Raw genomic sequence first — 24,156 nt, forward strand, 5'->3', positions numbered from 1 at the left:
CTCTGAGGGATCTGCTTAAATAATTTTCATTAAAATCACTACCATATCATAGGCTTTAACGGAGGTGATTTTAATGGCAAAGAGAATAGGTAATTTTAGATTTGTACATCTACTACATGCAATTTTCATTTTGACTAATTTAATTACAGGCTTTTTTATGCTAAGGGGTATAAAACTTTTTAACATTCATTTTACCAGTGGTATTTTAATAATACTTGTACCTTTGGTATTAGCAAACTTATCATTTAGAAGAAGTATTTTTTTCAACTTGATCTTTCTTAGGGCAAAAGACTTAAAAAGAGGAAACCCAATAAAAATATTAACAAAAATTACAGCCATGATGCTATTTTTCCTTGTTATGTTATCTTTTACAACGGGAATGATTTTAAGGCTTGGAGGAGGAACAGGTATATTTAACATACATATATTTTCATACAAAACCATCTTTACCATAGTACCAATACATGCATTGTTAGCAATTATGAGTAAAAAGTAAGGCACCCAAGTCCGAGGGTGCTTTTTTTAATACTTGTAAATGGTTAAGCTTGTCAATAATTTCTATTAGTTGTGAGGACTAATGTTGCAGACTAAATATTAATAAATAGTGAACAAAAGTACTTTCACCTTGAAGACAGGCTATAATTATACTAAAATTAAGTATATCAAAATCTAAGCTTTATAGTATTATATAATAGGGGACTGGGAATATAAGAAGGCTTTAAAATTGGGGGAGGAAAAAGTATGCTAGATAAAATATTAAACAATGGATGCATTAAGTATATTGCTTTTATCAGTACAGCTGTATTAATCAAATTATTTACTCTTCACTATGTTATGGGTATAGATAACATACTCTGGGTAACTGTGAAAAACTTTTTTATAATAATGGCAATCTTTTGTCTTACTGCCATTTTCAGCACCAAAAATAAGGTCAAAGCAGTCCTAATTGCGAACTTTATTATTTCTGTTCTTTTCTTTATAGATGCTATGTACTATAGTCATTTTTACACACTAGTTCCAGTACACAGCATCTATCAGATAGGTCAGTTGGGTCCAGTTTCAAATAGCATATTTGCTCTTATAAAACCCCTGTACTTCTTATTTTTTGTGGACTCGTTAATTGCGCTAATTTATTTAAGAAGGGACAAAATTACCACTGGGGAAACTAGCAAAAAACAGAAGAAATCTCTGCTGGTGTACTTAGTTGTTCTAATACTTCTTGTTACAGGAATGAATTTAGGTACAGCCATGAATACAGAAGGGTACTTCACACCTCACAATAGTGGAGTCATCAATTACCATTTATACGATATAGCTAGTTTTATTGATAAAACCACATTAAACGTGGAACAAGTGCAAGCACTTATGAAAAGCATAGATTCAGAGAAAGTCGGAAAAAATTATCATGAACTGGCAAAGGGTAGAAATGTCATTGTAATACAGGCTGAATCAATTCAGAACTTTGTAATAAATGCCACTGTAAATGGTGAACCCATAACTCCAGTTCTTAACGAACTTATTGGAAATGAAAGTATATATTTTGACAGATATTATGAACAAGTCGGGTGGGGTAATACCTCAGATGCTGAGTTCATCTCTCATAATGGATTCTACCCATCTAAAAGGATTTTCAGCTACAAAGCATATGAAAAAAATGAATTTGTAACGTTACCCACAAGTCTGAAGGAAAAAGGATATAGTTCAATTGTTTTTCATGGAAACTACGCAAACTTTTGGAATAGAGACGTGGTATATCCTGCCCAAGGCCTTGATGCCTATATCAGTTTAGAAGACTTTAAAGTGGATGAAGAAATTGGTATTGGCTTAAGTGATGGATCAATGTTTAGACAGTCTGTTGATTTCCTAAAAGAGCTTCCAAAACCCTTCTATTCCTTTTATATAACCTTAACATCCCATCATCCCTTTGACCTACCTGAAGAATACAAGGTGATAGAAATGGGACCTAAATATCAAGATACAGTACTTGAAAAATATATACAGACAGTTAACTATCTCGATGCTCAAATAGGTGAGTTTATTGAGCTTTTAAAGCTAGAAGGTCTTTACGATGACTCCATGATTGTAATATATGGTGATCACAAAGGATTAGATATGCGTGATGAAGAAGCTAATGAACTAATATCAAGCTTTATGGGCAGGGAATATAAAGAAGACGAAATGCACAAAGTACCATTTATAGTCCATATCCCTGGCGGTGGAGTTCAAAAGGAAGTAAATACTGTGGGTGGGCAAATCGACTTCTTCCCAACTATGGCAAACCTTTTGGGTGTAGAGCTAAATTTAAAAAGTACATTTGGTAAAGATTTACTGAATACGGAAAATGGATTTGTCGCAATGCAATCCCACGTAGCTCAAGGATCTTTTATAAGTAATGAAATGGTATTCATAATGTCAAATGATGGCGTATTTGAAAATAGTAGGGCTTGGGATATTCACACTGGAGAACCTGTGGATGTATATAGTGCTAGGGAAGGCTTTGAAAGAGCCATTGCAGAAATAAACCTATCGGAGTATATACTAAAAAATGACCTCGTTCCACTGGTACATGAAAAGGGTCTTGAAAAAATATTAGAGTTGGAAGACAAATAAAAAAATCACTAATATAAAGAAGGTGCCTAAAACTGCATCTTCTTTTCACATATCCCCAGGATTTTCTACATTCAAAAACAAGGGATATTTTCATGTATGTTGAATTAATACTAAAGAACGTTTTTTGCTTTGGGTATTGTTAAATTATGGGAGGGAGATTTAATGAATTCAAACAAAAAGTTAAGTCAATGGGTCAAAGAAATGGCAGAGCTATGTCAGCCTGACAAAATATGCTGGTGCGACGGTTCCATTGAGGAAAATGAGCGATTACTTAAAGAAATGGTAGATTCAGGTCGTGAACATTACAATTCCTTAGGCTCCTGCCTTCCTAAAGAGCTAGTAGAGGAACTTGATGTACTAGAAGCAAGGACCATGGGTATGGATACAAAAGAATCAAAAATCATCCGCTGTGAATATGTAAAATTACAATAAACTATTTGCTTGCCCATAAAAAGGTAAGTATAATATGATTGTAGAATAATAAAGACTTTGGTAGCTATGAGGAGTTGATTATTTGGAAGCCTTAACAATAATAGTAGGATTGTTTATCTTATATATCCCCCTGCACTTCATTTTTGAACCTGAAAAAAGTCTAAAGGGGTTTATATTCGGAAGAATAGAGCCAACAAAAAAGAATCTATTTTGGATAAGAATTTTTTGGATAGCTGTTTCAGCAGCTTTCGCATACTACATGTACTACAACGTTATCTTAGTAATATTGTAACTGGCAAGTACTTTTGGCTAAAAAATGGCAATTTTTTTTGGTAGTTTAATTACTGAATATGGTATTCCTATTCTTTAGCCTCCAACTATCACCTGTCATATTAAAAATCTCACTGTTATGAACCAGCCGGTCTAGAATGGACGTAGTAATGACAGGGTCACCCATGATTTCAACCCAATCATCAAACCCCTTATTTGAGGTTATGATAATCGAGGTATTCTGGTACAAAGCAGATACTAGTTGAAAGAACTGATTAGCTTCTTGCCTTGTGATAGGAAGATATCCAACCTCATCTATCGTTACCATATCACTTGCCATTATCTTTTTCATAGCCTTTTGGCTCTTATTTGATATCTCCTCAGTTTTTAAAAGCTTGATTAAATGATCCATGCTAATAAAGCTAACCTTATACCCCATTTCTACTGCTTTCATTCCTAACGATACTGCAAGGTGGGTTTTACCTACGCTAGGCGGGCCTAAAAATAATAAATTATAGGCTTTCTCTATCCAGTTCATATCTAGTAACTGCGTTATTTGTCTTTTTGTTACAGAGGTTTGAAAGCTAAAGTCAAAGTCTTCAATGGTTGCTACATAAGGAAAATTGGCTTGCTTGATCCTTTTTTGAAGGGCTATTTCGCTCTTGTGAGATGTTTCTTTTCTCAAGAGCAGGTGAGCAAACTCAAGACAGGTCATATCCTCTTTTACAGCTAATTTCAAATACTCATCTATGTTATCTCTACTGTAAGGCATCCTTACCTCATTTAACATCTTCTTTACTTCTGTTAAAGTTACTGTCATTTTATTTCACCCCCATATAGAGAGGTATAGGTATCAATTTTTCTTACTTCGGTTTTAACGGCTAAATGAGGAGGCAGGCTTTTACGTAGCGATGTATCCACTATTGTTATTCCTTGTCTAGCAAAATGCTCTGCTGCATCTCTGATATCTACGGCACTGTTGAGGTTATTCTCATAGCAAAATTCTAATGCCTTATCCAAGACCTCACTAGAATACTTTCGCTCTACAGATTTAATTAGGCCAAATTGTTCACGGATATACCTGCCTTTTTCTTTCTTTATGGTCTCTAAGAGCAACTTGGCTATTTCACTTCCACCTAGCATTTCTAAGGTCTTATCGTACATATCATCTAGCTTAGAATCGTAGTATCATAAATGGTTCCTGTTTCTAATTAGTTCTCCTTTTCCTGTGGAAATACTGTGTTTAGAAATTATATTTCCTTTCTTGTCAGTAATGACTAGTTTATTACCATAAATACTTATTCCTACTTCAGCACCTGGCTTGTAAGTTCCTATGGGAACAGTATATCTATTACTTAAGTACAAAATGGTATTGTCTTTTCGCACAGTTCTTGTTAAGCTATCTTTAGTAACAATTGTATGTGGTATCGGCTGAAGATGTTGTTTTTCAAGGGCAAACACTTCTGCTGGTACCTTTTTTGTCGTTCCATGGACTTTAGCATTTGCAGTCCTGTCAAGCCAATCCCAACACTCTCGATTAAAGGTCCTAATATCTGTGAATAGTCTGTTTGCTGCGAAGTTATACTTCATGTATTTAGCCACGGATTCAACTCTTCCTTTACTCTCTGGATCATAAGCCTTACATAAATGAACCTTGAATCCCATTGCCTTTTTATACTTTTCAAATTCATATTGTATATGATGTCACCATAGTTTTCATTAACGGTTGCAATTTTTATCTTGGTCAAATACTAATTCCTTAGGAACTCCTCCAATATACTTAAAACAGTGATTCAGCATGCGTATGAGTGTTTATGTGGTAAAGGACTTGTCCACCCACTCACCGTACTTAAATCTACTATTCGATAGTACTGCTCCCATGCCATAAACTTTAGTTTTACCACCGTTGGTGTTACGTAGTTTCGTTTCTCCGAAATCAACTTGCAACTGATAACCCATTGGGGGATCTACTACCGCCTGATACTGTCTAGCAGTGCTCTGCTTTGGTATGTTATGGTTTTTTCTAAGATCCATAATGTATTTTCTAAGAGTACGGTCTTTAATTGACTTATCCTGGTAGTGTTCTAGCAGCCAGTCATGTATTTGAGCAGTGCTTATATCTGGGAACTGTTTTAACTAGGTCAAGATAGGCATGATACTTATCAAGCTTTCTTGCCTTTCTACTTTTCTGTATTTCCAAAAATTCATCAGGGGTAACATCCCAGTACTTTCTTACTGTTTTGTAATTTAGATTAAGCCTATTAGCTACTGGAGTCTTATTTAACCCAATATCTTTAAAATGATGAATATCGCTGTACATTTTCCACCTCACCAATTTCTCCACACTCCTTAAAATTTAGCTAAAATTAATATATCAGCTTTTTTAAGAAAGTGGTGATTTTTTTAGCCACTTTTAGTTGCCGAAATTCATCCATTTTATTTATGTTATCATTTACGAATATTTCCAGACGCGTGAAATAAATTTTACTTACAAAGCAAAAAATCCCGACTAAAATCGGGATTTTTTGCTTTGTAAGTATGTTATCATATGTGCAAGATAAAAAGCGCAAAAAAAGGGGTGTGGTAAAATATGAAGATATTAGTAAAGAAGAGTTTAGCTGTAGCAATATTTCTAAGTTTAATTTTTGTGTATAAGATAAATGCTCATGCAGGTGAAAAAGATGTTCCTCGGGTATTTGTAATTGTCAACTGAAAATTCCTCTAAATAGTAATTTAATTTTCCCCTAGAGGAGCAAAAAAATTATTGCTGATTTAGCCAGTCTTGAGTTTCTTTTAAGCGATAGGAGTTACCGTTCATATTTACAATGTAAGACTTGTGAGTTAAGCGATCTACCATTGCAGCAGTCATAACTGGATCTTTGAAAATCTCTTCCCAGCGATCAAAAGAAAGATTGGTTGTTATGATAGTCGACTTTCTCCCCGCTCTTAAAGATAAGTAAGTAAAAAGTAGTTCGGATGCTTCTTTATCAAAGGATATATATCCAAGCTCGTCTGCTATGATCAAATCATATTTTTCAAAACGGTTCTCAAAGCTTCTAAGAGTCTTCTGTGAGCGGCATTCTTTAAGCTCATTAACTAGTAGAGGTATTGTTGTAAACAAAACCTTGTAGCCCGCATTACAGGCTTTTATGCCTAGTCCGATGGCCATGTGACTCTTACCAGTCCCTGGGTTTCCAGCTAGTATTATGTTTTGACCTGTCTCTATGAATTTTAGGGTGGAGAAGATTTTAACTTTTTCCCCTGCATCAGCAGGTAGGTCTTTAATGGAAAGGTCTTCTAGGTACTTTTTGTAGGGGAATTTAGCGTTTCTTATGCGGTTTTTACGACCATTTTCTTTCCGCAAATCATATTCTTTTTCTAAAAGGTCAATTAAAAAGTCCTCATAAGATAAACTTCCTCTGTAGGCTTCATCTATCCTTTCTTGATAATCTTTGCTAGTTCCTGGCAGCTTCAATTCTTTACAAAGTTCATTAATTCTTTTAATGGTCTCTTTCTGCATCATATTATCGTAGCCTCCTTTTGAAAGGCTGCTTGATTATTGCCTAAGAGTTTTCCATAGTGATTTAATATGAACTTTGAGTTTGCAATAATATCAGTAGTCCTTTCAATAATCTTTGTTTGTGGTTCCTCTTCTCTGTTAATCAGCAGTTTTATCTTCTCTGTGCTAACACTGGTTATGCTGATTCTTTCAAGTCTTTCTATGATTTTTAATGTTGGATATAGACCTTTTTCGCCAATAATTTCAAGAAGCTCTATGAATTCTCTAGGATTTTCGGTATAATAGTTATGATATATTTTTTGGAGCTTGGTATCCATTTGGCGTATGGCGGCGCTTGAATGAAGGGACCCAGGCTTCTTTTTTATTGTATTAACGTAGTGCTCAATATTAAGTGTCCAAGTAAAGTTGCCATAACTTCTTTTATGTTCTGCAATTTTCTGTTGGTCATAATAAATCTGGATTTGGTGAGGATATATCTTAACGAAAACGAACTTTCCTACCAAGTGATCAGGTACAGAATATTTATTTTCATCAATGCTTATTGTTGAGTATTTACTAACTCTATACTCTGCTGTTCTTGCAGTATCATAATCAGGCATTAGGGAAAGGAGGTGCTTTTGTTCTTCCTCTAAAACCTCCCTAGGGCTTTTCCCGCCATTTGCTTTTGTGGGCTTTGAGTTAAGTTTATCTAGTTCTTTTTCTAAATACTCATTAGCTTCTTCTAAGCTATCAAAGGTGTCCCTTTTACTAAATGCCTTTCTTCTAATGTACTCAACACTTCGCTCAACTCGACCTTTTTCATTCCCTTTGGCTATATTGCAAAATCGATATCTAAATCCATAATAAAGAGATAGTTTTAGTAAGTCATCAGTTGGTTCCTTTTCATTCTTAGCAGCAAAGCTTTTTACTGCTACTTTCATGTTATCGTATACTACTGTCCGATGGACACCATTCATTTTTTTGAAAAAACGCACATGAACGTCAAGGAAACTCTCCATTTTCTGATTGTGATAAAGGTGAGCATACCGGTGGTTCCCCATGGCATTTGCAAATGCTCCCATCTGAAAAGTCTTTGGCTTTCCTCCAATTATTAACTTTACATAACCCCAATCAAACTCAGTACTATCTCCATATGAGTATTCTTGACGAATGTAGGCTTCCTTACTTTCTTTTTCAACCTTTCTAATATAGCTACAGACAGTTGAATAGCTTATGTCATAGCCTTTCTCGGATAGGCACTCAAATATATCAATCTTCTTCTTTTGCTGCTTTCTTCTACCTGTATTTTGTTTCTCTTCATTTTCTTTTAGGTAGTTATTGATCTCGCCAATAATTTCATCAGTCAATTTTCTCTTCACTGGCTTTCTTGCCTTATACTTTGGTGGTGATACTAAATCTTCGATTAGAGTAGTATCTTCTATTTCATTTCCTACTAATTCTGCCTTCTTTGCCTCATACTCTCTGATATACTTTCTAATTGTCTTACGGTCAATGCCTGTCCTTCTATGGATTTCCCATTGAGAAACCCCATCTCTTAAATTTGATAAAATAATTTCTTGTTTATTCATTAAAGTAATCACTCCCCTGTCCTCCCCTATGATGTCATAGGGATATTATATATTTCCTCTAGGGGAATTTTCAACTGTTACACTAGGGTAATTTTAGGTTACCATAAACAGGTATTGAAAGTGATAGAAATTGATTACCATTTAATACTAGACTGACATATGATTTGAGACAATAATAAAACACCTTCTTAGGCTGCCTTTCCTCAGGGGATTGGTAGCTTAACTTTCCTTGATCAGAGTGGATGGTTACTCCTTCTGGATATTCTGCTGATGTCAAAGCTGTTTTTAGCGTATCTATGACTAAGGGTGTTTGTTGATGGTCATAAAGCTTATAAGCTATGATTTCATTATTAAGAAGATCCATAAGTGATGATAAATAAAATGATATTGAATATAGGTAATGTCTGTTGCTGATTTGGTTTTATAGTTGTAAAATCCAATTTATTATGTTAGCCTACTTTAAAACGTTTTTTTTAACTAGAAGGTAGGAAAATAGCTAGAATTAACATAATTCGGGATTTAAACCTTTGGGATAAAAATTCCATATTTTTTCTTAGTAATTTCAATATATTGCATATAAAGGTCATTAAAACCTTCTAACTTTAGGAGAAAAATAGCTGTTTTTAAAGATTCCATATACCCCTTATATCCAAGACTAAACTGGGCTATCCCTTTTCTATAGAATAATGAGTATAGGGAATGATGTGTCTGTTTGTTGATACAGAAATTTATTCCTGCATTAGAAGTTTCGATGACTTTCTGATGCTCATCTAGCATGTGAAAGTTATACGCTATATTCGAGTAAACTTTTATGATTAGAAAGTCTTTATATTTCGTATTAGTAACATCGTTCATTAAGGAATCTAAAATAAATGTTAGTATTTCAATACTAATTTCGTAATTGCTATGGTTTTCGGCTATCAATAAGCTTATGAGAAATAGAATTCTAATCTCTATGTAACTGTACTTATAATCCTTATATTTTTTTATGTTAAAGTTTGGAATAGTTAGGCGTAAACTTCTTATTAAGTCAAGCTCAGCAGCATCCCATTCAATAGAAAAACTAGAGTGAAATTTTCTAATAGAGCTAATGAATACTTTAAACTGCGTCAATTCATGAATATTAACTAACGATACTCCGGTTTTTGATGAAAAATTATCATGTATACTTTTCTCTAACTCAATAAGCTTATCTTTATGGTAATTTGCTGTAATGTAGTCAAGTTCATCGTGATAATCCACTAAATGCTTATTGGACCTACAGCTTTTGAGTAACTCTAATAGATCAAACTTATAAGCAAGTGAAAGTAATTCCAAAGTTTCGTATCTAGGCTTGACTTCGCCATTTTCAATTTTCCTTATGGTATCTACATTCACGCCCACTTTTTTTTGAACATACGATTGACTATACCCCATATCTTTTCTTAATCTATTGAGTTCCCTACCAAAATATGCAAGGTCATAACTAATGAACATGCTCCTCCCCCCTAACTTTATATCAAATTAATTATTTTTATTTTTTTATATTTTTATAATAGTCTTAAAATTATTTTAAAACTATTATAAGTCAAAGTCAACAAATAATTAGCTTTTAAATGTTAAATAGTAAATTTTGTATGTCTTTAATTATTATAGTGATAGCTGAACAAGGTACTGCTTAATAAAGGAAATACTGGTGATGTGTTTACTATTCTTAAATAATGGAGCTCTCGGACTTCGTGTTCCTCACCCCATCTTTCGTTTAGCTAATCAGCTCTTAAGTTATCCCATCGAAATTAATTGTACTGCTAATATACTCACTTGGGGTCAATGAATTGTCTGAGTTTGTCTACAAGCTGAAACCCCGATTAACATCGGGGTTTAAATTAATTTAATTATGATATTATTTTTTTAATATATCTTCCGAATATTTTATGAAAAAAGGTTGTTATTAAGGGGGATACTCAGTCAATAGACATGACCCAAGAGGTCAAAAATATTATGATGAGGGGGAAAACAATGGATTTAGGTAGAATGTCTATCAAAGGAAAAGAAAATATAATACTTAGAGAGATCGAGGGTGAATACATTTTGGTTCCTATCTCACGCAATTTTAGTAACACAACATCTATATATAAACTAAATAAAACCTCTGTCTATATTTGGGACTTAATAAAGGATAATGAGGTTAAACTAACTAAACTGGCTCATAATTTTAGTGAAAAGTTTAAGGTAGATGAAGAAACTGCACTGAATGACGTGAATGATTTACTTTACAAACTTAATGAATATAGTCTTATTGAGCTAAACAATGAAGCAGATTAATTATTGGATTGCTCCGCATAGTGTTTATCAATTTGAGTTCCCTAATGATTTTATGTATAAGGGTTCAAATATAACAGATGTTAAGGCGTCAGGCAGAATAACGATAGCTAAAGAACTAGGATGCTTGGACAAGCCTCCAAAAGGATTAAGTTTGAGTACTTGGAATTTATGTGGCAGTATAAGTAATTATAGTATAAGAACTGAATTTAAAAGCAATTATGACTTATCTCCTGGGAGTTTATTAACAGTAGGAAGAGACACAGATGTAACTATATATACTCCCTATATTGACTATTATATACTCGGCAATGATTTAAGTTATATTTCTTTGATGAACAAGGTAATGACAATCAGATGTTCTTCATTTATATTAAAAGAGACTTTATTTCTATTCTTAGGTGAGAGTGGAAGTGGAAAAAGTACTATTGTAGCAGAGGCTAAGGAAAATTTCATTAATCCTATCATTCTTTCAGATGACCACTTAGGTTTAAATGTTGAAAATAATTCTATAAGTGCTTTTACACCACTTTGGGATAAAGTGAATCTAGATATGAAAGAAGCAAAATGTAAAGAAATAAAAAAAATGATTGTATTCTTGCTTGAGGATGAATCTAGTAGAAAGAAAATTCAACGAGTATCAAGTGTTATTGAAAAAATTACATTTGTGCTTAAATCTACTGTTTTATTCGGGGTAGATAAGGGTATTTCAAAAAAATTATTAGATTATTCGAAAGGAATACTACATTATGACTTTTATATTGCTCCACAAAAAAACTGTATCAAAATTTTTGACTTTATACGAAGTATAGAATAATTAAGGATTTTATAATGGATAAGTATACATGCACTAAAACCCAATTCGAGATATTAAAAATATTACTTCATCACCATGAGTTTATTTCCCTTAATTTTAAGGGGAGTAGCATGCATCCAACTATTTTAAACTACTCTACAGTTAATATTGTAGCACCCAGAGGTTATGAAATAGGCAAAATTTACGCATATCATGATGATTTAGAGAGTTTCCCGAGGTTAGTTTGCCATAGATTAATCAAGATACAAGGGGGGCTATACTATTTTAAAGGTGATAATAGAAATAAAGTAGATGTACCAATCAAGAAAGACTTTATACTAGGGGAGGTGAAGCTTTGAGTCTAGTTAGTAATGTATTAGGTTTTGAACTTACTGATTCTTGTAATTTTTACTGTATTCATTGCTACTTAGGAAAGAAAAAAAATAACTATCTAAATACAAATATTATTAGTTTTGTTGAAAAACTATTAGGTAATCAATTTGTAATCGTTGATTTCACAGGTGGTGAGCCACTGTTACACCCGGAGTTTATTGATATATATACTTTCCTTGTAAAAAGAGGGTATCTTATAAGAATATACACTAATGGATCCATTTTAAATAAAGAGATAATGGATTTATTTCGTCAGTATATGCCATATCACATTTATATATCAGTATATGGTATGACATCAGCAACTTATCAAGAGATTACTGGAACCAATTTATTTGATAAGGTATTCGAAAATATAGGAGTTTTAAATGATATATGTAATGACTTAACCTTAAACTTTACTGTGCTAAGGCAGAATTATAATGATGTAGAGTATTTTAAAGCATATTGCGCTACTAATAAGTTTAGATATTCCATATCTAATCAAGTAATACCTAATTTAGATAATAGCCTTAATGTTGAAAACTATAGACTGCATCCTAAAGAAATAGTAGACCTTAATACAAACATTGTTACTACTGCTGACTCACCTCACTATTGTGACGCAGGAAAAAGTATATTTATAGATTCTACAGCGATGTTACGCGGTTGCCCAATTTTAAAAACTAAATATGATTTACATCTTTCAAAACCTTGTACGGATATGCAACAAATTAAACTAGCAAGAAGACAAATAATAGAATTTTGTAAAGAGGAAAAAATGTGTGCAGGGTGGTTAAATATAGAAGAAAATGCAATAAATTATGTCAACAAAATAGCATATTATAGGAAAAACAAGGGATTATGAAAGAGATCATAAAGATTATTAAACTATCAGAAGTTCAACTTAGTAAAATAGTTATATGTTTTGTTATGGGTATACTCTCATCTTTATTGGCTACTGTACCAGTACTTTTCTTAGGGTACGCTATTTCTGCTCTTACTTCTGATGTTATTCAACCATTAAATGTTTTCCCAAATCTTAATCAAGCTACATTTTATCTAATGATATACGTATTAACCTTGCTCACTTCAATTATTTTCAGAAATGTATTTTGCTATTATTCTACAATAATTTCTGATGGAGTTATTATATCACTACGGAAACAAATTTATAGTAAAATTTTATCATTGGAGTATTCAGTATTTAATAAAAAGAGTAAGGGTGAATTAATACATATTACTATGAACGAAACACAAAAACTTGATTTTATTTTTAGCCAAGCCTTGTTTACGGTGTTCTCAGATATATTTGACTTGATGTGGATTTCAATAATTTTATTTTTTACTGACTGGAAATTAGTACTTATACTGGCTTCGATAGTTCCATTTATTTATTATGCCAGCATAGTAACGGCTAAAATCCAGAAGAAGATCTTTTCTGATATATCTAAAATTGATAGTAAAATAACTTCAAAAATTGAATCCACCTATAATGGACTTGAAAGCATAAAGGCTTATTGTTCAGAAGATTTAGAGATGGATAAGTTTTCAAAATTGACAAGCGAATCATTGGTAAAAAAGAAGAAAAGTGCTGCAATACTTTCGTTTTACTTTCCCACTGAAGGGGTATTACGTTTAATAGGAACAAGCTTTTTACTATTTTATTGTTTTTACCAGATTCAAAATGGATTGATAGAGATTGGATTTATTACTGTCATGCTAAACTACTCAAATAAGTTTTATAATCCTATTCAAAATACATCCAAGTATTATCAATCAATTCAAGCAGGATTAGTTTCTTCAAAAAGAATTCTAGAAGTATTATCTCTAACCGAGGAAAGAAAAGAAAAAAAGCTGGATTTCTATCATACTAATACTCCAACAAATGAGATTATTTTTACAAATATTAATTTAAGTATAGATGATAAGGAAGTATTTTCTGATTTGTCGTTTAAGTGTTCAAAAGGTGATATTATTTTGGTTAAAGGAAAGAGTGGGGCGGGAAAATCAACTTTTTTGAAGATGATGTTAAAATTCTATCCTGTGGAGGATAATAAAATAAAAATTTTTGGATTAGACATAAATTCATTTGATACAAAAAAACTAAGATCAATTATTACCTACTCTAGTCAAAATATTTTTTTAACTAATGAAAGTATATATAGTAACATTGAGTATCCTAGCATTAGCAGAAGTAACCAATTGTTTAGAAGTAAAGAAACCATCGGAAAATTTATAGATCAACTAAGTATTAAAAAACCTTTAGACTTTACTGTTTTTGAAGGTGGAAGTAACATCTCCGGTGGAGAAAAAAAAAGAATTGACTTTGCAAGAGCCTATATAAAAGAGGCAGAGATATTTTTATTTGATGAACCAACTGCAGGCTTAGATATTGATAATGAGAGTATTATACTTAAAAAAATCAAAGAATTAAAAGGGAAAAGCACCGTGTTTATAGTAACGCACAGTGAGAGTGCTTTAGCATATGAAATTGCTGATAGAGTAATTGAATTATAAAGTGTTTAGAATAAGGGGGTATAAAATGTCTTTTACGAAATCAAATAATAGAATTCCGGAAATAGGCCATTTTGAGATCACAAGAGATTGTAATAATAAATGTGGTTTTTGTTATAACTTCAAGGATGAGAAAGAAGAGCTATCCACTGAACAGATTTTTAGTTTAATTGATCAAGTTGTTGACAAAGGCTGTATTTATATAAATATTTCCGGAGGAGAACCGTTGTTAAGACGGGATTTTAGCTCTATATACGAATATATTATTAAAGCAGGAGTTCGTGTTAGTATAGAAACAAATGCTTCGCTACTTACTAAGGATATGTTGGATTTGTTTGAAGAATTTCCGCCTTCAAAAATTCTAGCATCATTATACGGTTATTATCAAAAAACCTATAGAATAGTAACTAGGTCTTCAGTTGATGTTGAAGTAGTGAAAAATAATATTATTGATCTTCGCAATATTTGTGAGGATGTGCTAGTCAGAACTCCTGTTACAAGAGATAACTTTCAGGAATTATACTTAATTGAGCGATTTGGGAAAGAAGTTAATTGTAAGTTTTCATACGACCCCAAAATATGGTGGCGTCAAGATGGGAAAAGAAATGCCAAGTATAGGTGTACTTCAAGAGAAGTCTATAAGATGTTAACAGTGTCTCCTATTTATAAAGAATTATACAGGAAAGTAGTTGAACTAGAACAAAGACCATACACAATTAGTGGATGCAACTGGGGGAAAAAGGAGTTTTATATAAATCCTTATGGAGAAATGCATTATTGTATTGTTTTCTGGGCAAATAAATATGACCTAACTAAAGGCAATTTTAAGGAAGCATGGGATGTATGGTATGAAAGATTTAATCATAAGAAATGCGTAGGAAAATTAATTTACCCAACTCAAAACAATTGTCCTGCTGGTTATATATATTACCATACATCGATTGATCCTATTGACACTTTGAATGATTTTAATCACTAACTTAATTGGGACTAAAGAAGAAAGGGGGTGAGTAGGATGAAAGAAGATTATAAAAAACCAATTTGCGAAGAAATAGTATTTGATACTCAATCAACTACAGTATTGGGGAATTGTACACATTGGAAAGATTCACCAAGTCCAAACTAGGGGTAGCCATTTAATGCTAAAAACGCTCTTTTCTTAGAAAAGAACGTTTTTAGCATTTTATAATGTTATAATCTTGTTTTACAGGTGGATACTTCACTGAAAGGGTTTGGTGGCTTGTAAATAGATACATGATAAAAAACAAGAAACATTAAATCCAACCAATAATAATCATAACTTAACTCACCATAGCATAGCGTCATTGCATTCTCTTACTCCAGTTCATAGTCAAACGGATAAACATCATTTACATCTTTTTTTAGTTGATGAGCGAATCTTTTTGCGTCCATTTCCTCGATCACGTTATTTTCCTTGTAGACTTTAACATTCCATACTTCGCCATCATCTTCTACCAATAACTCTGCAGGGTACTCAGAACCATCATTAAACTTTATCTTCCCTTTTTTCCAAGGCATGAAGAAGGACCTCCTTTTTTTAAAAATTTCATTTATAGTTTTTTAGTGCAGGAAGTTATTTATTCGCTTAATATGTCTTAATTTCATTTTGTGAATGATAAAATAGTAGTGTGGTAAAAAAAGGACTTTTGCCTATGTGTAGAGAAATTTAAAAGAAAATACCTATGAGGGTGACATATATGAAAAAAAATAAGAAATTGCGCTGGATACCACCGTTTATATTACTGCTAGTGAGCATTTGGGTGGGTATGCAGGGATTGAATCTCAAAAACTATGTGATTTATTTTCTAATAATGCTGGCAAATGGGCAGATTCGAACACATTTTTTAAACGGTAAGTTCATACTGTTGTCTGTGTTTATTGATCTGGGGTTGGCATATTTTTTACATGGAAGATTTTTTGGCATGACATACTTACTTTTGTATATACCCCTTTTCGACGGCCTATGTATGTTAAATGAAGAAAAAATAGCTACAACTATTGTATCTACAGGTGTATTATATTGGGTAATAAAGGACAGAGAACCTGAGATTGTTCTTATGAATGTGTTGTTACTTACTGTTTTTATTTTACTTATACAGACTATGAAAAAAATGGGGAGTACAATAAAAGACTTAGAAAAACATTATGATGAGAATAGAAGCTATAGCTATCAATTGGAGGAGACCAAAGAAAGACTTGAGAAATACAATCGCAACATCGAAAGTGTAGCTCAGCTGGAGGAACGCAATAGAATTTCTAGGGAGATACACGATACAATCGGACACAAATTAACAGCTACTCTATTACAATTAGAGGCAGTAATTAGGGTACAAAAAATAGAATCGGATACAAGGAAAATGCTTGAGTCAGTTAGGGATAATCTATCAGCTAGTGTGGATATACTTCGTAAAACTGTAAAAAAGATCGGTGGCAGCACAAAAATCACAGGCATAAACTCTATCAGAAAGCTTGTACAGGACCTTGAAGAATCCACATCAGTGAAGGTCAATCTTGATATAAAGGGAATTGTACGAAAGCTGTACCCCAGTGTAGAACTTGCCATATATAAAAATATCCAAGAGGCTATGACAAATGCCATAAGACATGGAATGTGTACTAGTATTGACATAGAAATAAACTATTTTCATGACAAGGTAATATTCTCAGTTAACAATGACGGAAAGGGCTGTGAGGAAGTTAGTTTTGGAATGGGCTTAAAGGGAATGAAGGAGCGTATAGAGTTAGTTGGTGGTGAGCTTTTCATAGTAGCTAAAACCAAAGGATTTGAAGTAAAGGGTATTATCCCAGTGGAAGGAGATGTGTCATAGGTGGATATTAAAGTTATGCTAGTTGATGATGATGATTTAGTTAGAAACAGCCTTGCCATGATATTGCAGACAGATCCAGTTATCAAGGTAGTTAGTACATGCCAAAATGGAGACATAGCTTTTAAAGAGCTGCAAAAGGGATTAGTTGTAGATGTTATAATGATGGATATAAGGATGCCTATCTGTGACGGTGTGGAAGCAACACGACGGATAATGGAGCTTTACCCCAAGATGAAAATAATCATTCTTACAACCTTTGACGATGATGAATACTTACTAAATGGTTTGAAATATGGAGCTAAGGGGTATCTTTTAAAAAATACCAACCCGGATAAAATAATGGAATCCATTAAAGTTGTTAATTCCGGCAGTGTCTTAATACAGGGAGATGTCTCGCCACGGTTAGTAAAAATGCTAAAGGGTGATAGTGACAGTTTTTTAGATAGTTATGACCTATCAAGTAGTGAAAGAGATATAATCAAGCTCATATCCCAAGGGATTACTAATAAGGAGATTGCGGATAAATTGTTCTTAAGTGAAGGAACAGTGAAAAATAAAATCACTCAAATATTAAACAAATTGGACCTAAGGGACAGAACCCAAATAGCAATATTTTACCTAAAAGGAGGCCAGTAAGCCGCCCCTTAATGCCCTAAGTATTGTAGGGGGTCCCCTTGTGGGGCCCTGACAGGATGAGGTCGGCTAGGGTATGTTTGATATCCATTAAGTATTCAGGAGGGGGAAAAATGAGTACACCTCACAGGAAGAAAATTAGAATCAAAGACTATGATTATTCTTTGGCGGGAGGTTATTTTGTAACAATATGCACAAATAATAAAACCAAGATTTTTAGTAATGTTTCCAATGGAGAAGTAAATCTAACACCTTGTGGGAAGATGATTGACGAAAAATTGAAGGAAATGGGAAATAAATATAATGGGGTTATATTAGACGAATACGTAATAATGCCTAACCACATTCATGTTATTTTAATACTAGAAGGTGATTCAGTGCCTCTACACTCCTTGATTGGTAAGTTTAAATCAGTAACAACAGTTGAATACTTTAAAAGGGTAAAAGACTTAGGGTGGAAGCCTGTAGATAAAAAGTTATGGCAAAGGAATTACTATGAACACGTTATTAGGAATAATAAGGATTTATTTGTACATAGAAATTATATAGAAGAAAACCCGACAAGATGGGATTCAGACGAATATTACTAACAGTTCCTAAAGGGTTTGTGTTGTTTATGATATTGTAGGGGGTCCCCTTGTGGGGGCCTGACAGGATGAGGTCTGCTAGGGCATGTTTTGTAGGTCAGGGTGGTACAAGACCACCCCCTACCAGTGCATATAATGACTTAAGTCACTTGGGGTCGTTACTCTGGGTGATTTTTTTTGGTGTTAATCTAGATATAATAGAATTAGAAAAGAAAGAGGGGGTATTTAAATGAGTATTATAACCTTAAACAATCTTGTCAAAAGATATGGAAATAATATAGCAGTGGATAATGTAAACTTGAAAGTTAATCAAGGAGAAATATTTGGTCTTTTAGGTCCTAATGGTGCAGGTAAAAGTACCACTATTAAAATGATCATGGGTTTACTGAAACCAAACGCTGGGGAAGTTTTCGTTGACAAGTACAATGTGGAGAAACAAAACTTAGAGGCCAAGAGGCTGTTAGGGTTAGTACCACAGGAACTAGCTGTGTTTGAAAGCTTATCTGCTAGGGAAAATGTTCAGTTTTTTGGTGGTTTATACGGACTAAGGGGTAAAGAGTTAGATGAGAAAATAGATCAAGCACTGGAGTTTACAGGTCTTAAGGACCGCCAAAAGGAAGTGGCTAGTAAGTTTTCAGGTGGTATGAAAAGAAGGTTAAACATAGCCTGTGCCATAGTTCACCAACCACAAATAATAATAATGGATGAACCAACGGTAGGTATCGACCCACAATCTAGAAACCACATCTTAGATTCAGTGAGAGAACTAAACAGAAGAGGTGCAACCATAATTTATACCAGTCACTATATGGAAGAGGTTGAAGCTGTTTGCTCGAGGGTAGGTATCATCGATCATGGAAAACTAATTGCATGTGGAACCAAAGAACAACTAAAAGAGCAAATAGGTACAGAAAAAAAGATATTAATTGAACTAAAAAAGCTTAATGAAGATGTTATTCCAGAAATTAAAGAAATTCCTGGGGTGGTGGGAGTAGCCCATAAAGAAAATAAACTCGAGGTACACACTCAAAACTCCCATGATCACCTACAAGATATATTATTTGTCTTAGGGAAATGGAATCTTGCAGTGCGTAATATCGGTGTAAAAGAGCCGGATTTAGAAAGTCTATTCCTAGAGCTTACCGGTAAAGTGTTGAGGGATTAAGGAGGGACTCCAGATGTATGAGTTATTTATAATAGCTAGAAAAAATATAAAACTTTTTTTCAAAAACATTGTATTAATACCCATGTTTGTTGGGATCCCATTGTTCCAAACTTATATGATGAGCAATATGCTTGGTAGTGAACCATCAACGGGGGTAGTGGAAGGGTTTGTTAAACTTACTTTACTAGGTGAACAGATGGGAACAGCCCTTGACTTCCCCATGGTTTCAGTGCTAATCCAATTTGTATTTATAACCTCTGTTGTATTAAGTGCTACCATGATGACTGAAAGGCAGGAGAACACGTATCTAAGGATACTGGCTTCACCTATTAGGAAATGGAAAGTGGTAGTGGGGAACTTAATAGGGAACACTCTAGTAGTTCTTATGGTATCATCATTTATCATGCTAGGCAGTTACTTGGTATTTGATATATCTTGGGGTAGCTCAATGGCTCTTTTAATACCATTTACCATTTTAGTAGCCTTTGCAGCTGCTTCAATATTATACTTCATAGCATCATTTTTTACCTCCCCTAAAGTTGCTGAAGGTGCCATGAGTATGATAGTTATTTTAATGACATTTTTAAGTGGTGGTTTTACAGGAGAAGGATCCCTTCCAAGATTAAGGTATCTCACTTTTAACAAATATGCAGTTGATGGTTTTCTAGGGATAATTAGAGAGCAAAATATAGGAGTACTAGCTACAAATGCCTTAGTCTTATTATCATTAGCGGTCTTATCTATCATAGCTGCCACCATTATCTATGAAAGAAGGGATTTAAATGGTTAGTATCTGGATAGCAAAAAATATAATCTCAAGGCTGTTTCGTGAAATACAGACATATATTTTCCTGATTATATTCCCAATCCTTAGTGCCTTTATAGCACTGGCTATGGTATCTAACGTAAGTTCCATAACTGTTGGGGTAGCAGGACTAGAAAATAAGGAAATGCTAGAGTACTTCCAACTAAGCGACTCATATGAATTTATTGAAGTGCCAGGAAATAGAATCAATAATTTTGTAAAAAATGGAGAAGTGGATTACGGAATAATATTTCCAAATGGTTTATTAAGTTCAATGGAAAATGGACTAAAGCCTTCTGCAGAACTGGTGGCAATGAATAATACAACAGAGGCAACAGAACTAACAGGTTTTTTGAATGGTATGCTAGAAGCTATACACACAGGTGGAAATCAAACTCCTGTTAATACCGACCATGTTGCTGAGTTGACCCGTGTTGGTGTAGGTATCATGACCATGTTTATCATCATGTATATTGGTTATGGAGTGGGAGTTATCCTTGAGGATAAGAAAGAAAAGACATTCATGCGCAGCTATTCAGCACCTATAAGTAGCTATTCAATGGTGCTAGGAAACCTGTTGGCAAATATCCTGCTAGGAGTAATTCAACTACTGATATTCATAGTCTTTAGCACCTATGTTCTAGGATTTGACTGGGGGATATCACTAATAAACCTATTTATTATACTATTTGTGTACATGATCACAGTTATAGGATTAGCAGTTGGTTTAATGGGTTTTATAAGTGATAATGAGAAGTATTTTGCTGTAACAATAATAGTAGCAACTGCTAGCTGTATGCTAGGGGGAAGCTTCTTTCCCTTAGAATATATGAACACAACCTTACAAAAGATAGCTAATTTTCTTCCACAAAAATGGGTAATGGAATCATATGACGTACTATACCTAGGGGGGAGCCTCTACGATATAAGAACGAACCTGATTATACTAGCACTATTCGCCATAGCACTATTCAGTTTTGGAATAAAAACCTTAAAGCCTCAGGAAGAGGACCTTTAAGGTTTTTTTCCTTGTCAACCATTTTTGAAAATGTCCTAAAAAAGTCTTAACATAAGCACCAGATTTCTGGTGCTAAATTCTAAAAACACTTTTCAGAATAGTTATGCTATTAACTTTTAATACTGCGACAATCTGTTGTTGTTCATGGCTTTCACAAAAGACAGTTGTAGCCGATGCTTCAGCTTCGGCTGACATTCAAAATGAACAGTATGATGGTAGGACTTTGTACTCGCCGTAAAACAAAAAGGCAGTGCCTAGAATGCACCTTGTTTTTGCGTAACTTTAATAAACCTAGTGATTTCTAAGATTCTTGCTAAGCTATGTTGTTCCTATGTAATTGCTTTTTTAAATATCTTTCAAATGATGCCTGTTTCCATGGGTGACTCATTGGAGGAATATATTTTTTCTTAGGTTTCTCAGGAAGAGTTGCTAGATCAAATGCTTTTGAAGAGGGTTTATGATGTGGTAGCAACTCAAGCAAATAAACCTGTTCACCAATACAGCAGTAAATGTCCCCATCAAAGGCTTTAATGACCATAGCTGTAGTACCCTTACGGTAATGCACTGCAACTCCATAAGCATTAACAGGCAGATAATACTCATTATGATATTTAATACAACTCCCATTATCAATTTTTCTAGAAGAAATTACCGCCAGTGTTAGATTGATTTTATCATTATCTGGTTGCGTTTCGAACACAGATTTGATACTATCAATAGGTAAAGCGAATCGCTTGTTGAATTTTTTTATGTAGGAGTAAAGGAATTTGTTTGCCTCCTCAATTGAGGAGACACCTCTCAAGCGTAGCTCTACGACTAGGCGGGATTGAAGAGTGCCAAATACTCTTTCAACCCGCCCTTTTGCTTGTGGAACGCTAGATGTCTGAATGTCGATTCCTAACTGCTTACATGCATATCCGAACTGAGTAAATGTATCTTTTTCAACTGAAGCTTCTTTTTTCTTTTCGTATTTTCTTTTATACTCAAATACAGTGCGATTATCTGTAAAAAACTGATAAGGGATTCCATAGTTAGTTAGGACCTGATTAAGAACATTGTAGTAGCCTTTTAACGTTTCCTGCTCATCAAAGTAAGCGCCTAACATTTGCCCTGTGGCATCATCGATTGCTACATGAAGGTGTGTTTTTATGCCACCAAACCACTCATGCATGGAAGCGTCCATTTGGAGCATTTCTCCAAAGTAAGCACACCTAGGACGCCTAGGATGAGAGTCCTCTATATCTAAAATGGAGCTTTGAATGACAGCTGCCTTCTTCATAGATTTAGTTTTAGCTTGAAGATCCTTTAGTTCTTTCTTCAATGCTTTCCTAGAAGATCGTGTTGCCATTGGCGAAAGGATGAACTCTTTCCTAAGAATAGAAGTAATGGTACCGACAGATACTTTGATGTCTTCCATCTCATTAAGAAGCTCTGAAAAATGGGTTAGATTACAATCATAATACTTAGTGCGGTATAAGTCTAAGATTAACTTCTTGGTATCTTCAGATAAGGTTATTGAAGGTTGCCTACCACGGTTTCCATGAATGAAAAAAGCTTTACCTTTTTCTTTATACCCTTTGATTAGCCTACTGATATGCCTAGGTGTACACCCGATTTTAAGGGCTGCAGTTTTCTTGTTGCCATTAGTTTCTACCAACTTTTTAATTATTTCATATTTCTGATTCTCATCCATAGTTAATATCACCTTTCTCATCTTGTCCACCTCATTTTTATAGTCATGAGGGTATTATAATATATGAATCACTTTTAGGACATAATCTTTTGTGGTATAACTAGACATTATCATATATGAATCATAGAAGAGGACCTTTAAGGTTTTTTTCCTTTGACCTTTTCATTGATATACAATAAAATTAGTATATCAGTGTATAGAAGGAGTTGAAGTGTACTTATGTATTACGATTATCATATTCATAGTAGTTTCTCTGAGGATTGCAGTGTAGATATGGAAATTATAGTTAAAAAAGCTATAGAGCTAGGGATAAAGGAAATATGCTTTACTGACCATATAGACTATGACATGACCCTTGAAGGAATTCCTGAAGAGATATTTGATCCAGTGGAATACACCAAAGAAATCAACAGATTAAAGGGAATATATTCAGGTCAAATCAGTATAAAAAAAGGTGTGGAAATAGGTCTTCAGCCACATATTAAACAAAAGTGTATGGACTTTGTTGCAAAGAACGATTTTGATTTTGCCATTTGTTCTATGCATACTGCAGATAAGCTAGATATTTACCACGGTCACTTTTTTGAAGGAAAAACTCCAAAACAGGCCTATGCAATGTATTTTGAGGAGTTATACAATTCCATTGAAAACAACCCGTATTACAGTGTTCTAGGACACTACGACTTACTTAAGAGGCATGTAAAACATGATGCAGATAAAATTATGAAGGAAAACTTCGATATCATAGAAGCCACCTTTAAAAGAGTTATCGAAGACGGAAAAGGTATAGAAATCAATGCATCTGGCTTTAAATATAACCTAGGCCACACTTTACCCACTAAAGATTTTTTACTACTTTACAAAGAACTAGGTGGAGAAATAATTACTACAGGCTCCGACTCCCATGGTACTGGCTATCTAGCAGACCATTTTGATTACGTATACCATATGTTAAAGGAAACTGGCTTTAGGTATATAACCACATTTGATAAAATGAAACCACAGTTTGTAAAAATTTAA

Annotated in this window: 29 protein-coding genes; 18 read left to right on the forward strand and 11 right to left on the reverse strand. The window is 33.7% G+C overall.

Going from position 1 to position 24,156, the window contains the following annotated elements:
* The first annotated feature begins 73 nt into the window (after positions 1-73).
* From HYG86_RS12555 to HYG86_RS12570, 4 genes are all read left to right on the forward strand, one after another.
* Positions 74-496, forward strand: coding sequence for a cytochrome b/b6 domain-containing protein (locus HYG86_RS12555; RefSeq protein ID WP_213165918.1), 423 nt, complete (start codon positions 74-76; stop codon positions 494-496).
* 245 nt (positions 497-741) lie between these two features.
* Positions 742-2,610, forward strand: coding sequence for an LTA synthase family protein (locus tag HYG86_RS12560; protein ID WP_213165919.1), 1,869 nt, complete (start codon positions 742-744; stop codon positions 2,608-2,610).
* A 162-nt stretch (positions 2,611-2,772) separates the two neighbouring features.
* Complete coding sequence (locus tag HYG86_RS12565; protein ID WP_213165920.1) at positions 2,773-3,042, forward strand: hypothetical protein; 270 nt, start codon at positions 2,773-2,775, stop codon at positions 3,040-3,042.
* 82 nt (positions 3,043-3,124) lie between these two features.
* The gene (locus HYG86_RS12570) at positions 3,125-3,334 is read left to right on the forward strand and encodes a hypothetical protein (protein ID WP_213165921.1); all 210 of its coding nucleotides are present in this window, start codon (positions 3,125-3,127) and stop codon (positions 3,332-3,334) included.
* A gap of 45 nt (positions 3,335-3,379) precedes the next feature.
* Here HYG86_RS12570 and istB (HYG86_RS12575) read toward each other — a convergent pair whose 3' ends face one another.
* The 5 genes from istB (HYG86_RS12575) to HYG86_RS12595 all read right to left on the reverse strand — a co-directional run bounded on the left by istB (HYG86_RS12575) (position 3,380) and on the right by HYG86_RS12595 (position 5,647).
* Complete coding sequence (istB, locus tag HYG86_RS12575; RefSeq protein ID WP_213165923.1) at positions 3,380-4,132, reverse strand: IS21-like element helper ATPase IstB; 753 nt, start codon at positions 4,130-4,132, stop codon at positions 3,380-3,382.
* On the reverse strand, positions 4,129-4,476 hold the full coding sequence (locus tag HYG86_RS12580) for a hypothetical protein (protein ID WP_213165924.1): 348 nt from the start codon (positions 4,474-4,476) through the stop codon (positions 4,129-4,131). The genes istB (HYG86_RS12575) and HYG86_RS12580 overlap by 4 nt, the downstream gene beginning before the upstream one ends.
* 24 nt (positions 4,477-4,500) lie before the next feature.
* Complete coding sequence (locus HYG86_RS12585) at positions 4,501-4,977, reverse strand: Mu transposase domain-containing protein (protein ID WP_213165925.1); 477 nt, start codon at positions 4,975-4,977, stop codon at positions 4,501-4,503.
* A 147-nt stretch (positions 4,978-5,124) separates the two neighbouring features.
* Positions 5,125-5,346: a hypothetical protein gene (locus HYG86_RS12590; RefSeq protein WP_213165927.1), complete on the reverse strand. Its 222-nt coding sequence runs from the start codon at positions 5,344-5,346 to the stop codon at positions 5,125-5,127.
* 61 nt (positions 5,347-5,407) lie between these two features.
* On the reverse strand, positions 5,408-5,647 hold the full coding sequence (locus HYG86_RS12595) for an integrase (RefSeq protein WP_213165928.1): 240 nt from the start codon (positions 5,645-5,647) through the stop codon (positions 5,408-5,410).
* A 255-nt stretch (positions 5,648-5,902) separates the two neighbouring features.
* Between HYG86_RS12595 and HYG86_RS18300 the strand changes: the two genes are divergently transcribed.
* Complete coding sequence (locus HYG86_RS18300; protein WP_281391277.1) at positions 5,903-6,025, forward strand: hypothetical protein; 123 nt, start codon at positions 5,903-5,905, stop codon at positions 6,023-6,025.
* 48 nt (positions 6,026-6,073) lie between these two features.
* Here HYG86_RS18300 and istB (HYG86_RS12600) read toward each other — a convergent pair whose 3' ends face one another.
* The 4 genes from istB (HYG86_RS12600) to HYG86_RS12615 form a co-directional block, all read right to left on the reverse strand.
* Positions 6,074-6,835 carry an IS21-like element helper ATPase IstB gene (gene istB, locus HYG86_RS12600; protein ID WP_281391275.1) on the reverse strand — a complete coding sequence of 254 codons (762 nt, stop codon included), beginning with the start codon at positions 6,833-6,835 and terminating at the stop codon, positions 6,074-6,076.
* A complete protein-coding gene (gene istA, locus HYG86_RS12605) occupies positions 6,832-8,412 on the reverse strand; it encodes an IS21 family transposase (protein WP_213165711.1) in 1,581 nt (526 codons plus the stop codon). The genes istB (HYG86_RS12600) and istA overlap by 4 nt, the downstream gene beginning before the upstream one ends.
* Before the next feature lie 70 nt (positions 8,413-8,482).
* A complete protein-coding gene (locus tag HYG86_RS12610) occupies positions 8,483-8,764 on the reverse strand; it encodes a hypothetical protein (RefSeq protein WP_213165929.1) in 282 nt (93 codons plus the stop codon).
* Positions 8,765-8,919: 155 nt separating this feature from the next.
* On the reverse strand, positions 8,920-9,876 hold the full coding sequence (locus tag HYG86_RS12615; protein ID WP_213165930.1) for a helix-turn-helix domain-containing protein: 957 nt from the start codon (positions 9,874-9,876) through the stop codon (positions 8,920-8,922).
* Positions 9,877-10,398: 522 nt separating this feature from the next.
* Between HYG86_RS12615 and HYG86_RS12620 the strand changes: the two genes are divergently transcribed.
* The 6 genes from HYG86_RS12620 (at position 10,399) to HYG86_RS12645 (ending at position 15,365) form a co-directional block, all read left to right on the forward strand.
* Positions 10,399-10,704 carry a PqqD family protein gene (locus tag HYG86_RS12620; RefSeq protein WP_213165932.1) on the forward strand — a complete coding sequence of 102 codons (306 nt, stop codon included), beginning with the start codon at positions 10,399-10,401 and terminating at the stop codon, positions 10,702-10,704.
* The gene (locus HYG86_RS12625) at positions 10,691-11,518 is read left to right on the forward strand and encodes a hypothetical protein (protein WP_213165933.1); all 828 of its coding nucleotides are present in this window, start codon (positions 10,691-10,693) and stop codon (positions 11,516-11,518) included. Before HYG86_RS12620 ends, HYG86_RS12625 begins: the two co-directional genes overlap by 14 nt.
* A gap of 110 nt (positions 11,519-11,628) precedes the next feature.
* A complete protein-coding gene (locus tag HYG86_RS12630; RefSeq protein ID WP_213165934.1) occupies positions 11,629-11,856 on the forward strand; it encodes a S24/S26 family peptidase in 228 nt (75 codons plus the stop codon).
* Complete coding sequence (locus HYG86_RS12635; protein WP_213165935.1) at positions 11,853-12,737, forward strand: radical SAM protein; 885 nt, start codon at positions 11,853-11,855, stop codon at positions 12,735-12,737. The genes HYG86_RS12630 and HYG86_RS12635 overlap by 4 nt, the downstream gene beginning before the upstream one ends.
* Positions 12,734-14,389, forward strand: a complete 1,656-nt coding sequence (locus HYG86_RS12640) for an ABC transporter ATP-binding protein (protein WP_213165936.1) — start codon at positions 12,734-12,736, stop codon at positions 14,387-14,389. The genes HYG86_RS12635 and HYG86_RS12640 overlap by 4 nt, the downstream gene beginning before the upstream one ends.
* A gap of 25 nt (positions 14,390-14,414) precedes the next feature.
* Positions 14,415-15,365, forward strand: coding sequence for a radical SAM protein (locus HYG86_RS12645; RefSeq protein WP_213165937.1), 951 nt, complete (start codon positions 14,415-14,417; stop codon positions 15,363-15,365).
* 356 nt (positions 15,366-15,721) lie between these two features.
* Here the strand turns inward: HYG86_RS12645 and HYG86_RS12650 are convergent, their stop codons facing one another.
* Complete coding sequence (locus tag HYG86_RS12650) at positions 15,722-15,925, reverse strand: hypothetical protein (RefSeq protein ID WP_213165938.1); 204 nt, start codon at positions 15,923-15,925, stop codon at positions 15,722-15,724.
* 179 nt (positions 15,926-16,104) lie between these two features.
* Here HYG86_RS12650 and HYG86_RS12655 point away from each other — a divergent pair, with 179 nt between their 5' ends.
* The 6 genes from HYG86_RS12655 (at position 16,105) to HYG86_RS12680 (ending at position 21,443) form a co-directional block, all read left to right on the forward strand.
* A complete protein-coding gene (locus HYG86_RS12655) occupies positions 16,105-17,235 on the forward strand; it encodes a sensor histidine kinase (protein WP_213165939.1) in 1,131 nt (376 codons plus the stop codon).
* Positions 17,236-17,871, forward strand: a complete 636-nt coding sequence (locus tag HYG86_RS12660; protein WP_246451778.1) for a response regulator — start codon at positions 17,236-17,238, stop codon at positions 17,869-17,871. It begins immediately after the preceding gene.
* 110 nt (positions 17,872-17,981) lie between these two features.
* Positions 17,982-18,458 (forward strand): transposase, encoded by a 477-nt coding sequence (locus HYG86_RS12665; protein WP_213165940.1) that lies wholly within the window; start codon positions 17,982-17,984, stop codon positions 18,456-18,458.
* A gap of 226 nt (positions 18,459-18,684) precedes the next feature.
* Positions 18,685-19,620, forward strand: a complete 936-nt coding sequence (locus HYG86_RS12670; protein WP_213165941.1) for an ABC transporter ATP-binding protein — start codon at positions 18,685-18,687, stop codon at positions 19,618-19,620.
* A 13-nt stretch (positions 19,621-19,633) separates the two neighbouring features.
* Positions 19,634-20,410 carry an ABC transporter permease gene (locus HYG86_RS12675; protein ID WP_213165943.1) on the forward strand — a complete coding sequence of 259 codons (777 nt, stop codon included), beginning with the start codon at positions 19,634-19,636 and terminating at the stop codon, positions 20,408-20,410.
* Positions 20,403-21,443, forward strand: a complete 1,041-nt coding sequence (locus HYG86_RS12680; RefSeq protein ID WP_213165944.1) for an ABC transporter permease — start codon at positions 20,403-20,405, stop codon at positions 21,441-21,443. The genes HYG86_RS12675 and HYG86_RS12680 overlap by 8 nt, the downstream gene beginning before the upstream one ends.
* A 313-nt stretch (positions 21,444-21,756) precedes the next feature.
* On the opposite strand, the gene HYG86_RS12685 is transcribed toward HYG86_RS12680, so the two are convergent.
* Positions 21,757-23,136: an ISNCY family transposase gene (locus HYG86_RS12685; RefSeq protein ID WP_213169124.1), complete on the reverse strand. Its 1,380-nt coding sequence runs from the start codon at positions 23,134-23,136 to the stop codon at positions 21,757-21,759.
* 219 nt (positions 23,137-23,355) lie between these two features.
* On the opposite strand from HYG86_RS12685, the gene HYG86_RS12690 reads away from it, so the two are divergent.
* Positions 23,356-24,156, forward strand: coding sequence for a histidinol-phosphatase HisJ family protein (locus tag HYG86_RS12690; protein WP_213165946.1), 801 nt, complete (start codon positions 23,356-23,358; stop codon positions 24,154-24,156).

This window comes from Alkalicella caledoniensis, assembly GCF_014467015.1.
Classification (GTDB): domain Bacteria; phylum Bacillota; class Proteinivoracia; order Proteinivoracales; family Proteinivoracaceae; genus Alkalicella; species Alkalicella caledoniensis.

Excerpts from the sequence above, each read along its gene's own strand:
- HYG86_RS12555 (WP_213165918.1), top strand. The coding sequence starts at position 74 with ATGGCAAAGAGAATAGGTAATTTTAGATTTGTACATCTACTACATGCA.
- HYG86_RS12560 (WP_213165919.1), top strand. The coding sequence starts at position 742 with ATGCTAGATAAAATATTAAACAATGGATGCATTAAGTATATTGCTTTT.
- HYG86_RS12565 (WP_213165920.1), top strand. The coding sequence starts at position 2,773 with ATGAATTCAAACAAAAAGTTAAGTCAATGGGTCAAAGAAATGGCAGAG.
- istB (WP_213165923.1), bottom strand. The coding sequence starts at position 4,132 with ATGACAGTAACTTTAACAGAAGTAAAGAAGATGTTAAATGAGGTAAGG.
- HYG86_RS12580 (WP_213165924.1), bottom strand. The coding sequence starts at position 4,476 with ATGTACGATAAGACCTTAGAAATGCTAGGTGGAAGTGAAATAGCCAAG.
- HYG86_RS12585 (WP_213165925.1), bottom strand. The coding sequence starts at position 4,977 with ATGGGATTCAAGGTTCATTTATGTAAGGCTTATGATCCAGAGAGTAAA.
- HYG86_RS12590 (WP_213165927.1), bottom strand. The coding sequence starts at position 5,346 with ATGGATCTTAGAAAAAACCATAACATACCAAAGCAGAGCACTGCTAGA.
- HYG86_RS18300 (WP_281391277.1), top strand. The coding sequence starts at position 5,903 with ATGAAGATATTAGTAAAGAAGAGTTTAGCTGTAGCAATATTTCTAAGT.
- istB (WP_281391275.1), bottom strand. The coding sequence starts at position 6,835 with ATGATGCAGAAAGAGACCATTAAAAGAATTAATGAACTTTGTAAAGAA.
- HYG86_RS12610 (WP_213165929.1), bottom strand. The coding sequence starts at position 8,764 with ATGGATCTTCTTAATAATGAAATCATAGCTTATAAGCTTTATGACCAT.
- HYG86_RS12615 (WP_213165930.1), bottom strand. The coding sequence starts at position 9,876 with ATGTTCATTAGTTATGACCTTGCATATTTTGGTAGGGAACTCAATAGA.
- HYG86_RS12620 (WP_213165932.1), top strand. The coding sequence starts at position 10,399 with ATGGATTTAGGTAGAATGTCTATCAAAGGAAAAGAAAATATAATACTT.
- HYG86_RS12625 (WP_213165933.1), top strand. The coding sequence starts at position 10,691 with ATGAAGCAGATTAATTATTGGATTGCTCCGCATAGTGTTTATCAATTT.
- HYG86_RS12630 (WP_213165934.1), top strand. The coding sequence starts at position 11,629 with ATGCATCCAACTATTTTAAACTACTCTACAGTTAATATTGTAGCACCC.
- HYG86_RS12640 (WP_213165936.1), top strand. The coding sequence starts at position 12,734 with ATGAAAGAGATCATAAAGATTATTAAACTATCAGAAGTTCAACTTAGT.
- HYG86_RS12645 (WP_213165937.1), top strand. The coding sequence starts at position 14,415 with ATGTCTTTTACGAAATCAAATAATAGAATTCCGGAAATAGGCCATTTT.
- HYG86_RS12650 (WP_213165938.1), bottom strand. The coding sequence starts at position 15,925 with ATGCCTTGGAAAAAAGGGAAGATAAAGTTTAATGATGGTTCTGAGTAC.
- HYG86_RS12655 (WP_213165939.1), top strand. The coding sequence starts at position 16,105 with ATGAAAAAAAATAAGAAATTGCGCTGGATACCACCGTTTATATTACTG.
- HYG86_RS12665 (WP_213165940.1), top strand. The coding sequence starts at position 17,982 with ATGAGTACACCTCACAGGAAGAAAATTAGAATCAAAGACTATGATTAT.
- HYG86_RS12670 (WP_213165941.1), top strand. The coding sequence starts at position 18,685 with ATGAGTATTATAACCTTAAACAATCTTGTCAAAAGATATGGAAATAAT.
- HYG86_RS12675 (WP_213165943.1), top strand. The coding sequence starts at position 19,634 with ATGTATGAGTTATTTATAATAGCTAGAAAAAATATAAAACTTTTTTTC.
- HYG86_RS12680 (WP_213165944.1), top strand. The coding sequence starts at position 20,403 with ATGGTTAGTATCTGGATAGCAAAAAATATAATCTCAAGGCTGTTTCGT.
- HYG86_RS12685 (WP_213169124.1), bottom strand. The coding sequence starts at position 23,136 with ATGGATGAGAATCAGAAATATGAAATAATTAAAAAGTTGGTAGAAACT.
- HYG86_RS12690 (WP_213165946.1), top strand. The coding sequence starts at position 23,356 with ATGTATTACGATTATCATATTCATAGTAGTTTCTCTGAGGATTGCAGT.